Source organism: Streptomyces sp. NPDC093225 (assembly GCF_044753805.1).
Taxonomy (GTDB): Bacteria; Actinomycetota; Actinomycetes; order Streptomycetales; family Streptomycetaceae; genus Streptomyces.
Window position 1 is genome coordinate 104,173 of the sequence record NZ_JBIVNX010000007.1, and the last position, 14,215, is coordinate 118,387.

Sequence of the window (14,215 nt, forward strand, 5' to 3'; positions counted from 1 at the left end):
CCCGGCGGGCGGGGTCGGGGTCAGGACTTGACGGCCCCCTCGGCCACGCCCCGGAAGAAGAAGCGCTGGAGGGCGAAGAACAGCAGCATCATCGGGAGCAGGGCGGTCATGGCCCCGGCCGCGATGAGCCGCTGGTCGTTGACGGTGGTGGCGCCGGCCAGGGTCTTCAGGCCGAGCTGGAGGGTGTAGTGGTCGCTGTCGGTCAGGACGATCAGGGGCCACAGGAAGTCGTCCCAGGCTCCGATGAAGCTGGTGATGCAGACCACGGCCAGCGCTCCCTTCGCGCCCGGGAGGAAGACCCGGGTGAAGCGGGTCCATTCACCGGCGCCGTCGAGCACCGCGGCCTCCTCCAGCTCGGCGGGGACGGCCAGGAAGGCCGCCCGCATGATCATGATGTTGAGTACGGAGACCGCTCCCGGCAGCCACACGCCGATGAGCGTGTCGACCAGCCCCATCCCGCGGACGGTGAGGAACATCGAGACCATCACCGACTCGAAGGGGAACATCAGGGTGGCCGTGAGGACGGTGAACACCGCCCGTCGGCCCTTCCAGCCCGGCCGGGACAGGGCGTACCCGCCCATCGCCGAGAAGACCAGGTTCGAGGTGACGGCGAGGGCGGCGACGACCAGGGTGTTGGCCACGTAACGGGGCAGCGGGAAGGACTCGGCGACCCGGACGTAGTTGTCGAGCGTGGGGTGGGCGGGCAGGACGCCCTGGTAGACGTTCTCGGCGCGCCCGCGCAGCGAGGTCAGGAACTGCCAGACGAGCGGGCCGGTCATCACCACCAGGGCCAGGCAGAGCGTCAGGTAGCGGGCGACCGGGCCGGAACGCCGTCCCCTCGCACCGCTCACTCCTCGTCCCCCTTCGACAGTCGGCGGCCCAGCAGGCTGAAGGCCAGCGTGAGCAGGAACAGCAGCAGGGAGAGGGCGGAGGCGTAGCCGGTCTCGCCCGCGAAGCCCAGGCCCACCTGCCGGATCAGGAACGGCAGGGTGCGGGCAGCACCGCCCGGGCCGCCGCTCTCCCCGCCCAGGACGTAGACCTCGGTGAACACCCGCAGGGCGGAGATCGCCGACAGGGTCCCGACCAGCAGCATCATGGGCCGCACGGAGGGGACGGTGATGCTGACGAAGCGGCGCACCGGGCCCGCGCCGTCGAGGGCGGCCGCCTCGTACAGGGAGACCGGCACGTTCCCGAGCGCGGCCAGGTAGAAGACCATGTAGTACCCCAGGCCCTTCCACACCGTGACGACCATCGCCGAGACCAGCAGCAGCGCGCCGTCCGTCAGGAACGGCACCGGCCCGGACACCAGACGCAGCTCGCGCAGGACGGTGTTGACCAGGCCGTCGCTGCGCAGCACCCACTGCCAGACCAGCCCGACGACCACGGCGGAGGCGATCACGGGCGTGTAGAAGGCGGACCGGAAGAACCCGATGCCGGGGACCTCGCGCCGCACCAGGACGGCCAGTCCCAGCGGCAGCAGGACCAGGCACGGCACCACGACCAGCAGGTAGAGGACGCTGTTGGCGGCGGCCTGCCAGAAGTCGGGGTCGTGCAGCGCCCGGGTGTAGTTGGCCAGGCCGACGAACCGGCCGCCGGCCAGGATCCGGGCGTCGGTGAGCGAGAGCACCACGGTGTTGGCGAACGGCCAGAGGCCGAAGACCACCACCGCCGCCAGGCCGGGGGCGAGGAAGAGGTACGGGGCCCACCCGCGGCGGTACGTCGGCCGGGTCCCGGCCGACGTCACCCGCGGGCCTGGTCGGCGAGGACCCGGTTCGCCGCGTCGAGGGCGCGCTTCAGGGCGGTGCGCGGCGCGGTCTCGCCCTTGATGGCCTTCTGCATCTCGCGGACCACCGCGTCGCCGACCTGGTTGGTCCACTGGACCGGGGTGTTGGCGTCGAGGCGGGCGGTGCGCAGCTCCTCGGCGCCGATGGCGCGGGAGAGCCGTTCGGGGTCGGTGCCGTCGCCGCGGTCGGAGAAGTACGGGTCGGCCAGGCCCCGGGCGTTGGAGGGGTAGATCGTCACCTGGCGGGCGAAGGCCACCTGATTGGGTCCGTTGGTCACCCACCTGGCGAACTCGGCCGCCGCGTCCGGGTGTTCGGTGTCCTTGCGGATGCCGAGCGACTGGGCGTAGATGCCGATGTGGCCGAGGGTGCCGGTGACGGTCCGCGCGACCTGGGTGCGGGCGTACACCTGCGGGGAGTTGCGCCTCACGTCCCGGATGAAGCCGGGCGAGCCCGGGCCGAAGACCAGCTTTCCGGCGCCGTAGAGCTGGTTGACGTCGTCGGAGCGGGTGAGCGACTCCTGCGGCATGGCGCCCTTGGCGTACAGCTCCTTCATCCGCTCGATCCACTCGACGGCCTTGCCGGTGTCGAAGGTGAACCGGTCCCCGGCCGCGTTGAGGAGGGGGACGCCCATCTTCTGCCAGTCACCGGGCAGCCGGCCCTTGGGATCCGCCATGAAGGCGGCGTAGCGGCCGCCGGAGCGCTCCGCGATGCGGTCGGCGCAGTCGAAGAACTCCTCGACGGTGGCGGGCGGTTTCGCCGGGTCGAGGCCGGAGCGGGCGAAGAGCTCCTTGTTGTACGTGAGGATCTCCGGTGTCACGTACCAGGGGTAGGCGTACACGGCGTCCCCCTTGCCGGGGAGCTTGAACTGCTCCCAGGCGCCGGGTACGTACTCCCCCGCCACGCCGGGGGTGAGCCGGGCGACGTCGGCGAGCATGCCGCGGTCGCCGAGGAGCTGGAAGGAGTCGGTGGAGAGGTTGACGACGTCGGGGAGGGCGCCGGCCTGGGCGTCGGCGACCAGCTTCTCGTTGTAGCCGTCGCCGGGGACGTCCTCCCATTTCACCGTGACGTCGGGGTGCGCCCTCTCGAAGGCGTCGATCACCCCCTGCACGTACGAGGTGAAGGCGGGTTTCAGCTGGAGCGTGCGGAACGTGATGTGACCCGCCACCCGGCCGGTGCGTTCGGGTTCTCCCGCGCCCCCGGCCGCCGCGCCGCCACCCGTGACCCCGCACGCGGAGGCCGTCGTCAGCACGCCCGCGGCGAGCGCGGCCAGCGCGGCGCGGGTCAGGTTCACGCGAGTCATGGGCGCCCCCTCGTGGTGGTCCGGCCGCGTCGGCGGGCGGAAGCGGGGGCCACGCTGACCCGGACCCGTCGACGGCGTCAACGCACCCTCGGGGAACCTGACTTGAATCGAGCCCCGGTCACCGGGTCGTGTACTGGACCTTCTCGGCGAGTCGGCCGTCCTTGAAGCAGAAGCGGAAGACCTGGTCGCCGGTGCCCTCGTCGGCGACGTACCACGAGCAGGTGGCACCCTGCGGCTCGGCCGGGCCACCGGCCTTGAGGGCGTCCTTCACGAACGACTCGCCGGAGGGCAGCTTCGCGCGCACCGCGCTCTCCTGGTCGCCGACCTCGACGCCCGCGTAGACCTTCGGGTCGAGCATGTTCTCGCTCACCGCGCCGAACAGCTTCACCGCCCCGAAGCCGAGCACCGCCAGCAGTGCGGTGCCGAGCACCCCCGCCACCGCGCAGCCGATGAGACAGCCCTTGCGCTGTGCCACGTCCCGTTCCTTCCGGTCATTCCTTCGTACGTTCTCGGTCGTTTCCCACCTTTGCGGAACGCAAGGCCTGTTCCTGTTATCCAAAGTCGCCACTCTGTACGACGTTCGTCGTTCGTCGGTCGGCGGTGGGTCGTGACGGGGGGGGCTCTCATGGGGCACGACGGCAGGGCACGGTCAGCGGGACGGACGGGTGGGGCGCGCGGTACGGGGCGGACGCGCCGGTGGTGCGCGGGGGCGGCCTTTGCGGGCGCGCTGGTCCTCGCGGGGTGCGCGGGAACGGAACCGCCGGCGGGGACGGGGTCGCCGGCGGCCCGCGGAGCAGGTCCGCCGGCAGGGGGTGACCCCGACGCCGGCCTGCCGCTCGACCCGGCCCGGGTACCGCGGACCGCCGAGCGGGCCGGGGAGCTGGTCGCGCGGGTGCTGCCCGGCCCGGACGCGTTCGGGCCGGGGATCCGCCCGGACCGCCCGTACGAGAGCGAGCCGGACCGGTGGCCCGTACTGGACCGCTGGTGCGACTGGCGGTCGGCGCCCCTGCCCCGTGACGTGCTCGCGACCCGTACCCGGACGTTCCGGGTCCCGGGCGGGCCGGGCCGGGCGGAGGCACGCCTGACCGCCACCGTGACCGTGCACCCCGACGCGCTGGACTCGGCCTGGGAGATCGCCCGTTCGATGGAGGAGGTGATGCGCTGCCCCGACCAGCAGCTGCGCGAGGGCCGCCGGCTGACCTCGCTGTTCACCTCCGTGCTCGACTACGGCGAGCAGGCCGGCGACTGGGCGCAGGACGCGTTCTCGGAGACCGGCCAGTACCACGACGCGACGGGCGGCCCGTACCCGTACACCTGGTCGCAGGGCCGGTACGGGCCCGTGACGGTGGCCGTCGCGGCCCTGGGCGCGCGCGGCGTGCCCCGCGAGGCGCTCGCCCCGTACGTCGCCCAGGGCCAGGCCCGGATGCTGCACCGGGCGCAACTGGCGCTGGGACGCGCGGGATCGGGCCGGGAGCGGGCGGAGTACGCGCCGGGCCGGGACGGCGCCTGATGGAGCCGCTGCTGGTGTCGGACCCGTCACGGATCGCGGAGTACCGGCTGCTGGGCCGGCTCGGCGCCGGCGGCATGGGCACGGTGTACCTGGGGCGGGGCCCGGACGGCCGCCTCGCGGCGGTGAAGGTGATCCGGGCGGAGTACGCGACCGATCCCGCCTACCGGGCCCGGTTCCGGCGCGAGGCGGCGGCCGCGGCCCGGGTGCGCAGCCCGTACGTGGTCCCGGTCGTGGGATCCGACCCCGAGGCCGAACACCCCTGGTTGGCCACGGAGTTCGTGCCCGGGCTCGCGCTGGCCGAGGCCGTGGCGGGGTACGGGGCGCTGCCGGTGGCCGCGGTGCGGGTGCTGGGGCGGATGCTGGCCCGCGCGCTGGCGGCCGCGCACGCGGCGGGGCTGGTGCACCGGGACGTGAAGCCGGGCAACGTGCTGCTCGCGGTGGCCGGTCCGCGCCTGATCGACTTCGGGATCGCGCGGGCGACCGGGGCGGCGGCGCTGACCGCGACCGGGGCGGTGCTCGGGACGCCCGGCTTCCTCGCGCCCGAGCAGGCACGGGGGCGCAGGGCGACGTCCGCGGGGGACGTCTTCTCCCTGGGCTGCCTGCTGGTGTACGCGGCCACGGGCCGGCCCCCGTTCGGTGGCGGGGCCGTCGACGCGGTGCTCTACCGGACGGTGTACGACGAGCCGGACGTCGACTGGGCCGCCCTCGGCGACGCCGAACTGGCCGGGCTGCTGCGCGCCTGCCTCGCGAAGGAGCCGGCCGACCGGCCCACGGCGGCGGCCCTCGACGTGGCCCTGACACCGCCGGGCCCGGGTCCGCCCGACCCGGCCCGGCAGGACGAACCCGGGGCGCGGCACGTCGCCGGGGCGGGCGCGGCCCCGGGGCCGGCCGTGGAGCGGTGGGCGGAGGGGGCGTCGGATCGGCCGGGCGGGGCGCGGGGCGGGCTGCCCGCGCACGCCGGGGGCTGGCTGCCGGACGCCGTGGTGGCCGCCATCGCGGCCCGTTCCTCCACGTTGCTCGCGCTGCCGGACATCACGGACACCGTGCTCGACGACCTCGGCAGGGCCCGGGCCGGCTCCCGACCCGGCTTCCGGGCGGCCGGGGACCGCGCGGCGGTCGGCCGGCGCCGGTTCCTGCTCCGGGTCGGCGGCCTGGGGGCGCTCGTCGCGGCGAGCGGCGGCGGCACCGCGACCTGGCTCACCGTGCGCCGGGGTCCGGGCCCCGCACGGCCGTCCGCCCGGCGCTGGGTGATCGGCGTACAGGCCGACCTCACCGGCCCGCAGCGCGAGCTGGGCCGCGCCCAGGAGCGCGGCGTACGGCTCGCGGTGGCCGCCTTCAACTCCGTCGCGGCGCGCCCCTTCTCCCTCGCCGTCACGGTGGCGGACGATGCGGGCGACCCGCGCCGGGCGCCCTCGGCGGCGGCGCGCCTGGTCGGCGATCCGGACGTACTGGCCGTGGTCGGCCCGACCGGGGACGCCTCGGTCCTGGCGGCCGTGGACCGCTACAGCCGGGCCGGGCTCGCGCTGGTGACGGTGTCGGCGGCCGGGACGGCGTACGGTGCGGCCGACCGCCGGGCGCTGCTGCAGACCTGCCCCGTGGCCGCCGCCCACGCCGATGCGATCGACCTGCGGCTGGTGGTCGTGGAGGGCGTACGGCGGCTCGGGGTGCTGTGCGACCGTTCGGGCCGCTCCGCCGCGTGGGAGACGGCCTTCCTGGCCGACCTGATCGTGGACTACGACGAGCCGGACGCCTCCGCGTACCCCCGGGTGGCGCCGCGCGGGCTGCCCAGCCTGCGGCCGGTGGTGGCGGACATGCTGGGCCGGGGCCTGGACGGCTTCCTCTACACCGGGACGCCGGCCGGCGCGGCGGAGACCGCCCGGCTGCTGGCGGCGGCCCGGTTCGGGGGGCCGCGGGCGGCCGACTACCCGGTGATGGGACCGGAGTTCGTGCGGCTGGCGGGGTCGGCGGCCGAGGGGTGGCAGTTCCTCTCGCCGTGCGTGGGCCCGGACGCCCCCGCCGCGGCGCGCGTGGCGGCCGCCCATCGGGCCAGGTACGGCACCCCGCCGGCCCTGTGGACCGCGGAGGCGTACGAGGCGACGCTCCTCGTGGCCGACCGGCTGCTCCGGCTCGCGGCCGCGCGCCGCGGCCGGCCGGGCCGGGCGGAGCTGCTCGCGGGGCTCGCCCGGGGCACGTACCGGGGGCGGTTGAAGGAGTACGCCTTCGACGGGGACGGGCGCATCGAGGACGTGACCTCCCACCTGCACCGGGTGGCCGGCGGCCGGATCCGCTACGTGGGGCCCGCGCCCGTACGGGCCGCCGCGACGGGGCGGAGGTAGCGCGTGCAGCCGCTGCGGAGCGGGGATCCGGTCGCGATCGGGGGGTACCGGCTGCTGCGGCGGCTGGGCGCGGGCGGGATGGGCACGGTGTACCTGGCCCGCCGGCCGGGCGGGGCACTGGTCGCGCTCAAGGTGATCACCGCCGGGTACGCGGCGGATCCCGGGTTCCGGCGTCGCTTCCGGCGCGAGGTGGCGGCCGCGCGCGGGCTGCGCGGCCGGTGGCTGGTGCCGGTGCTCGCGGCGGATCCGGGCGCGCCGGAGCCGTGGCTGGCGACGCCGTACGTGCCGGGTCCGTCGCTCGCGGAGGCGGTGACGCGGTACGGGCCGCTGCCGGTGGCGAGCGTACGGATGCTGGGCGCACGGCTCGCGGAGGCGCTGGCGGAGGTGCACGCGGCGGGGTTGGTGCACCGGGACGTGAAGCCGGCGAACATCCTGCTCGCCCTGGACGGGCCGCGGCTGATCGACTTCGGCATCGCGCGGGAGGCGGGCGCGACGACCCTGACGGCGGCCGACGCGGTGGTCGGCACGCCGGGATACCTGGCGCCGGAGCAGGCCCGGGCGGGCGGAGCCGCCGTGGGCCCGGCGGCCGACGTCTTCGCCCTGGGGTGCGTCCTGGCCTTCGCGGCGGGCGGCCGCGGCCCGTTCGGGACGGGCCACCCGGCCGGCGTGGTCTTCCGCACGGTCCACGAGGATCCCGAACTTGACGCGGTCCCCGCGGAGTTGGTCCCCCTCGTCACCGCCTGCCTGGCCAAGGACCCGGACTCCCGCCCCACCCCGGACCGGATCCGCGCCGCCCTGACCCCGGACGAGGACGACGGGGACGCGCCCGCGGCCGGGGTCCCGGGTGCCCCGACCGGCGAGGGCGACGCGCCCACGGACCCGGGCCCGCATGCGCCGCCCCGCCCCGGCTCCGCGGGAGCGGACCCGAGCACCCCGGCCGGCGGGGGTGACCGCCCCTCCCCGCACCCGGTCGCCCCGGCCGACGGCAGTGACCGTCACCCGCGCCCGGACGTCCCGGCTCAAGACGGTGACCGCCACCCGCGCCCGCACGCTCCGGTGGGCGGGGAGCACCCCATCACGCGCGCGGGCCTGCACGACCCGGCCGACGGGGACCACGCGCGGGCCGACCCCGAAGCGGGGCCGCCGGCAGGCCGGGGTCCCGGACCGGGGACGACCGCGGGCGTTCCCGCAACCGCCACCGACGCGGGAGGTGCGGCCCCCGCGCCGGTGGACGGGTCGGAGGCGGGCGCCGCGAGCCCCGCTCCGGAAGACCCCGGGACGGGCGTCGCCGCCGCGGGCGCGGAAAGCCCGGCAGCGGACGCGGCGGCTTCCGACAGCGGCGCGGGTGGCGCGGATGCGGCCCGGGCGGTGCCCGGGACGTGGCTGCCGCCGGAGTTGCCGCGGCTCATCGCGGAGCGGGCCGCCGAGGCTCTGGCCCTGGCGGCCGCGGTGTCGGAGACGGACGCGCCGAACGAGCACGCGGGCGCTCCGGACCGGCGTCCGGGCCGCGGACCGGGTACGGACGGCGCCGAGCAGGACGGGGCGGAACCCCATCCGGCGGGTGCCGGGCCGGCCGGCGGACGTTCGTCCCGCCGCGGACGCGCGGGTCGCGACGCGGGGGCGGGACCGGCGGCCAGGGTGCGGGCGGCGGTGGAGCGGCGACGGCCGCGCGGGGCCGAGGCCGGTCCGGCCGCGGCCGCGGGGTCGGGGTCGCGGTCGGCGCGGGAGGCGGGTGCGGGTGATGCCGGCGAGCGGGAGCCCGTGCCCGAAGCCCGTGCGCGGAGGGCTGCCGAGCGGGAGGGCGACGCCGGTGGACAGGAGCGGGCGCGTGATGTCGGCGGGAGCGCGGTCGGGCGGGTCGCCGGGCAAGGGCCCGACGCGCATGAGGGAGCGGAACGGGCGCGCGCCCAGGAGTCCGGTACCGCCGCTGACGGTCGTCGGGGTCCGGCACCGTCGACCGGTACCGACGCGGCCCCCGAACGGCAGCGGACCCGGGGCACCGGCGCCCCGGCACGGCCTCGACGCGCACACGGGGACGACGCCGGAGCGGGCGGGTCGGGGGTGGGGAACCGAGCGCGGGAGCCCAGCCCGGACGGACCCCCGGCGCGCGGACGCGCCGACGGGAGCGGCACCTGGACGGAGCCACGACAGGGGAAGGGCCGGCTGCAGGACGACGCGGCCGGGGCCGGGGCGGCGGCCGCAGAGCGGGCCCGGACGCGGGACGACGGGACGGACGGGGACCCGCGACGGGGGCGGGCACCCGACACCGGCACGGATGCGCACGGGGAGCCGGCGCGTGCGACCGGTACGGCAAAGGCGGCCGGGGCGACCGGGCCGCCGCGGCCGACCTCGAGCACCGCCGGGTCACGGCCGCCCGACACCGACACGCACACGGACGCCGACGCGGACACGGGCCGGCCGCGGCCGACGGACGCGGACGCCGGCGAACCGCGGCGGCCGGAGACGAACGCGGGCGGAGCCCCGCGCACCGGAGGGGAGCGGCAGGACGAGGCGGCCCGCGCGGGCGGACACGGGCACGAGCAGGTCGCCGACACGGGCGGGGATCCACCCTCGGGGCGGGGATGGGCGGAGGAGGTCGCGCGCACGGACGAACGCCGGCGTACCCAGGACGACGAGACCGGTGAGCCCCGGTGGTGGGGTCAGGAAGACGACCCCGGGGACACGTACACGTGGTGGGAAGAGGGCCGAGCGGACGGCTCCGGACGGACGTCGGAATGGGGACGCTCCGACGCCGGCACGGACGCGGACAGCTGGTGGGGCACCGGCTGGACGGACGACGCCGGGCCGGCCGCGGAGCGGCGGCGGGGCCGCGGGGCGGACGGCGGCCGGGCCCGGGACGACCGGGCACGGGGGCGCGGGGGCGAAGCGCAGGACGGGTGGGACCGGGGACCGCACGGCGAGCCACGGGACAGGTGGGACCGGGAACGCGACAGCCGAGCACAGGAGCGGTGGGACCAGGGACGCGACGGCGACGAGGACGTCGCACCGCGTTCGGGGCCGGCGGGGGCGGGCGCGGAGGCCGCACAGGGGCGGCGAGGCCGGACCCGAGTGGAGGGCCGGGACGGCGGGGCCGCTCGGGCGGAGGGACGGGAAGCCCGGGCCCGGGCCGATCGGCGGGACGGCCGGGCACGGGCTGAGGAGCGGGAGGGCCGGGCGCCCGCAGCGGGGTGGGAAGGCCGGGGCGGGGCGGGGCGGAGTCGGCGGTGGGTGCTGGCGGCGGGCGGGGTGGTGGCCGCGGGGGCCGCCGGCGGGACCTGGGCGGCCATGACCCGGCCGTGGTCGGCCGGCGGCCCGGGTCCGCACGGGCGTCGGCACGCCCGGCCGAGCTGGACGCTGGCCCTGCACGCGGACCTCGGCGGCCCCGGGGCCGCGGTCGGCCGGGCCCAGGAGCGCGGCGCCCGGCTGGCGGTGGAGCGCCACAACTCCCGTGCCGACGCCGCCTTCCGGCTCCTGCTGCGGACGGCCGACGACGCCGGCGACCGGGCCCGCGCCGCGCGCGTGGCCGCGGACCTCGTGGCGGACCCCTCGGTGCTGGCGGTGCTCGGGCCCAGCTGGGACGCGGCGGTCGCGGAGGTGGCCGACGTGTACGGGAAGGGCGGCGTGCCGCTCCTGGTGGTGTCCGCGGACCCCGGCGCGCTGGACCTGGGCGGCCTGCCGCTGGTGTGCCCCACCCGCCCCGCCGGGGACCTGCTCGCCCTCCCCCTGATCCACTACCTGGGCTCCGACGGGGCGGTGCGGCGCACGGCGGTGGTGGAGGACCGGACCGGCGGCACCCCGGCCTGGGCGCTGGAACGGCGGCTGCGCGCCGCGCCGTCCGCCGAGGGCCGCATGACGGTCCACCGGATCGGGTCGGGACCGAGCGGGGCCGAGGAGGCCGCCCGGGCCGCGGTCGCGGCGCGCGCCCAGGGTCTCGTCTACACGGGTACCTCGCCCGAGCGGGCCGCACAGCTGGCCCGGGCGCTGCGCCGGGAGGGGTTCAGCGGGCCGCGGGTGGCCGCGCAGTACGCGATGGAGCCCGGGTTCCTGCGGGGGGCGGGGGCGGCCGGGACGGGGTGGGTGTTCGCCGCCCAGTTCGCCGATCCGCTGGCCCTGGCCGGTCCCGGGGCCCGGGAGTTCGTACGGGCCCACCGGGCGCAGTACGGCGCGGATCCGGGCCGCTGGGCGGTCGAGGCGTACGACGCCGTGGGCCTGGCGGCGACGGCCCTGGCGGAGGTGCTCGGCGGTGGCGCGGCGGCACGCGGGAGTGCCGGCCCGGCGGACGCGGACGGCCGTGGCGCCCACCGCTCCACCCGGGCCGGGGCCCGGACCGGCGCTCCCTCCGCCCCCGGCGGGCGCGTGCCGGTCGGGGTCGGGTCGTTGCGTCGGGCGCTCGGGGAGCGGGTGCTGCGTACGTCGTACCAGGGCGTCGCCAAGCGGCTGGAGTTCGCGGCCGGCAGCCACCGGCCGCCCGCCGCGTCGGGGAGCTACCTGTACCGCGCCGAGCCCGGCGGATACCGCTTCCTGGGTCCGTACCTGGAGGTCGGCCCCGGGAGCTGAGGGCCCGACAGGTGGTGCACCGTGTATACAGGACGGGAGAGCGACATATCGGATGTACCGGGAGGAACTCCAGTGACCGAGCGCACCGAACCCGTGATCGTCGTCGGCATGGACGGTTCCAGCCACTCCAAGGAGGCCCTGCGCTGGGCCGTGGAGCAGGCCAAGGCCGTCGGCGGCCGGGTGGAGGCGGTGCTGAGCTGGCAGTGGTCGCGCAACCCGTTCGACGTGACCGCCACGGCCCTCGACGCGGAGGACACCGAGCTGCTCACGGCGGAGGAGGCCGCCCGCCGCAAGCTGTTGGAGGCGGTCGGCGACGCGGTCGGGGCGGAGCCGGGTGCGCCGGTGTCGAAGAGGGTGGTGCAGGGCGTGCCGGCCCGGGTGCTGGTCGACGCCTCGGAGAAGGCGGACCTGATGGTGGTGGGGACGCGCGGCTACGGCGGGTTCAAGGCCGCCATGCTGGGCTCGGTGAGCCAGCAGGTGGTGCAGCACGCCAAGTGCTCGGTGGTCGTGGTGCGCCCGCCGGCCGGGGACTGAACGGGCCCGGGGCCCGCGCCCGGCACGACCGGCACGAAGGCGCACCGTCACGAGGGCGGGCCCCGGCCCGCCTGCCCGCCCCGGCTCCGCGGGTGTCAGGCCCCCGGCACCCGCGCGCCGAGGTCGGACGGGTCCGTGTTCGCCCCGCACAGCACGACCGCGACCCGGTCCCCGTACGCCTGGTGCTTGTCGGCGACGGCGGCGTACGCGGTGGCCGCCGCGTGCTCGACCACGAGGCGGTGCTCCTCCCAGATCCGGCGGCGGGCCTCGACGACGGCGGAGTCGGGGACGAGGACCGAGGTGGCGCCCGGGAGCTGCGCGGCGCGCAGGGCGGCCCAGGAGGCGCGGCGGGCGCCGAGCGCGTCGGCGGCGACGGAGTCCACCGGCACGTCCACGGGCCGGCCCGCCTCCAGCGCGGCGTTCAGGGCGCGGCAGTTCTCGGGCTCCACGACGACGACCCGTACGCCGTGCGCGTGCGCGGCGGTGGCGACCCCGGCGAAGAGACCGCCGCCGCCCGCCGACAGGACCACGGCGTCCAGACCCGGCAGCCGGTCGCGGATCTCGTCCAGGAGAGTGCCGGCGCCGGCGGCGACGAGCGGGTTGTCGTAGGCGTGGCTGACGAGCGCGCCGCTCTCCGCGGCGAACTCCTGGCAGGCGGCCAGCGCCTCGGCGAACTCGTCGCCCGCGAGGCGGACGTCGGCGCCGTACGAGCGGAGCTTGTCGACCTTCACGCGGGGCGCGGTGCGCGGCAGGAACACGGTGGCGGGCACGCCCTCGCCGCGGGCCGCCCAGGCGCAGGCGAGCCCGGCGTTGCCGCCGGAGGCGATGGTGACGCCGGCGGCGGGGAGCGTGGCCGCCTCGCGGTGGGCGGCGATGAAGTTGCGGGCGCCCCGCGCCTTGAAGGACCCGGTGTGCTGCAGCTGCTCCAGGGCGAACCACAGGTCGTCCCCGGCGGGCGCGACGGTCACGGGCCGCACGTGCCCGGCGATGCGGTCGGCGGCGGCGCGGACGTCGGCGTACGTCGGACCGGGGGTCTCGGTCATGGCTCTCTCCTGGTGTGGTGCGGGTTCGCGCTCCGCCCCGGGTCCGGATCATACGTCGTGCCGCAGTTCCGGATCTTGGTCTCTATGCTGACGGAGACGACAACGAGCGGCGGGCGGCCACGGCAACGGGCGCGAGCAGGGGGAACGGACGATGGCCGACGCGGCGGTCGAGGAACTGGAGCGGCACCGGCCGGAGCTCACGCGCTACTGCTACGGCATGCTCGGCTCGCCCTTCGACGCGGAGGACGCGGTCCAGGAGACGATGGTCCGCGCGTGGCGCAGCACCGACGGCTTCGAGGGGCGGTCGTCCCTGCGCACGTGGGTGTACCGGATCGCCACGAACGTGTGCCTCGACCTGCTCGCCGGGCGCGGGCGCCGGGCCCGGCCGGTGGACCTCTCCGCACCGGCAGCGGGCCCGCTCGCGCCGGGCTTCGCACCCGGTGCACCGCGTGACTCCGACGTCTGGATCGAGCCCTGGCCCGAGCGGGACCCGGCCGACGTGGTGCTGGAGCGCGAATCGGTGCGGCTGGCCTTCGTGGCGGCACTGCAGGGACTGGCGCCCCGGCAGCGGGCGGTGCTCCTGCTCCGCGACGTCCTCCAGGTGCCGGCCCGGGACGTGGCCGAGCTGATGGGGACCACCACGGCGTCCGTGAACAGCGCGCTCCAGCGGGCCCGGACCGCGACAGCGGCCGGGTCGGCGGCCTCCGCCCCGGCCGGCACGCCCGCCCCGTCCGAGGCGCCCGCCCCGCCCGGCGACGTCCAGCTCGCACTGGCCGCCCGGTACGCCGAGGCGTTCGAGCGCTTCGACATGGCCGCCCTCGCGATGCTCCTGCACGTGGACGCCACCCTGTCGCTGACCCCGTACCCCGGCTGGCTGCGCGGTCCGGATGCCGTCCGGAGCTGGTTCACCGGGCCCGGCGTGGGCTGCCGGGGCTCGCGGCTGCTCCCGGTCCTGGCCAACGGCGCGCCCGCGTACGGCCAGTACCGTCCGTGCGCCGACGGTTCGGGGTACGTGCCCTGGGCCCTGCACGTGCTCGACATCGCGGGCGAGCGGATCGCCGGGATCAGCACGTTCCTGGACACCGGACGGTTCTTCCCCCGCTTCGGTCTGCCCGACCGCCTCGACGACTGAGGACGCCGTGCACGTTCCT

The 14,215-nt window shown here is 77.3% G+C and carries 9 protein-coding genes and 2 pseudogenes; 6 read left to right on the forward strand and 5 right to left on the reverse strand.

Annotated elements, in window-relative coordinates; genetic code table 11:
* Positions 1–20: 20 nt before the first annotated feature.
* The 4 genes from ACIQCH_RS09475 to ACIQCH_RS09490 all read right to left on the reverse strand — a co-directional run bounded on the left by ACIQCH_RS09475 (position 21) and on the right by ACIQCH_RS09490 (position 3,559).
* Complete coding sequence (locus ACIQCH_RS09475) at positions 21–851, reverse strand: carbohydrate ABC transporter permease (RefSeq protein WP_402579699.1); 831 nt, start codon at positions 849–851, stop codon at positions 21–23.
* Positions 848–1,744, reverse strand: coding sequence for a carbohydrate ABC transporter permease (locus tag ACIQCH_RS09480; RefSeq protein ID WP_402579700.1), 897 nt, complete (start codon positions 1,742–1,744; stop codon positions 848–850). Before ACIQCH_RS09480 ends, ACIQCH_RS09475 begins: the two co-directional genes overlap by 4 nt.
* Entirely contained in the window at positions 1,741–3,084 is a 1,344-nt protein-coding gene (locus ACIQCH_RS09485) for an ABC transporter substrate-binding protein (protein ID WP_402579702.1), read from the reverse strand. The genes ACIQCH_RS09480 and ACIQCH_RS09485 overlap by 4 nt, the downstream gene beginning before the upstream one ends.
* Before the next feature lie 118 nt (positions 3,085–3,202).
* Complete coding sequence (locus tag ACIQCH_RS09490; protein ID WP_402579704.1) at positions 3,203–3,559, reverse strand: hypothetical protein; 357 nt, start codon at positions 3,557–3,559, stop codon at positions 3,203–3,205.
* A gap of 417 nt (positions 3,560–3,976) precedes the next feature.
* Here ACIQCH_RS09490 and ACIQCH_RS09495 point away from each other — a divergent pair, with 417 nt between their 5' ends.
* The 5 genes and pseudogenes from ACIQCH_RS09495 to ACIQCH_RS09515 all read left to right on the forward strand — a co-directional run bounded on the left by ACIQCH_RS09495 (position 3,977) and on the right by ACIQCH_RS09515 (position 12,021).
* A complete protein-coding gene (locus tag ACIQCH_RS09495) occupies positions 3,977–4,594 on the forward strand; it encodes a hypothetical protein (RefSeq protein ID WP_402579706.1) in 618 nt (205 codons plus the stop codon).
* Positions 4,594–6,930 carry a bifunctional serine/threonine-protein kinase/ABC transporter substrate-binding protein gene (locus ACIQCH_RS09500; RefSeq protein WP_402579708.1) on the forward strand — a complete coding sequence of 779 codons (2,337 nt, stop codon included), beginning with the start codon at positions 4,594–4,596 and terminating at the stop codon, positions 6,928–6,930. Before ACIQCH_RS09495 ends, ACIQCH_RS09500 begins: the two co-directional genes overlap by 1 nt.
* 3 nt (positions 6,931–6,933) lie before the next feature.
* Positions 6,934–7,708, forward strand: a pseudogene (locus tag ACIQCH_RS09505) (serine/threonine-protein kinase); the annotation flags it as partial.
* Positions 7,709–8,379: 671 nt separating this feature from the next.
* Positions 8,380–11,487, forward strand: coding sequence for an ABC transporter substrate-binding protein (locus ACIQCH_RS09510; RefSeq protein WP_402579845.1), 3,108 nt, complete (start codon positions 8,380–8,382; stop codon positions 11,485–11,487).
* Between the two features lie 72 nt (positions 11,488–11,559).
* Positions 11,560–12,021 (forward strand): universal stress protein, encoded by a 462-nt coding sequence (locus tag ACIQCH_RS09515; protein ID WP_402579710.1) that lies wholly within the window; start codon positions 11,560–11,562, stop codon positions 12,019–12,021.
* 95 nt (positions 12,022–12,116) lie between these two features.
* Here ACIQCH_RS09515 and ACIQCH_RS09520 read toward each other — a convergent pair whose 3' ends face one another.
* Entirely contained in the window at positions 12,117–13,064 is a 948-nt protein-coding gene (locus ACIQCH_RS09520; protein ID WP_402579712.1) for a serine/threonine dehydratase, read from the reverse strand.
* Between the two features lie 148 nt (positions 13,065–13,212).
* Here ACIQCH_RS09520 and ACIQCH_RS09525 point away from each other — a divergent pair.
* Positions 13,213–14,196: pseudogene (locus ACIQCH_RS09525) on the forward strand (sigma-70 family RNA polymerase sigma factor); the annotation flags it as partial.
* Between the last annotated feature and the right edge of the window lie 19 nt (positions 14,197–14,215).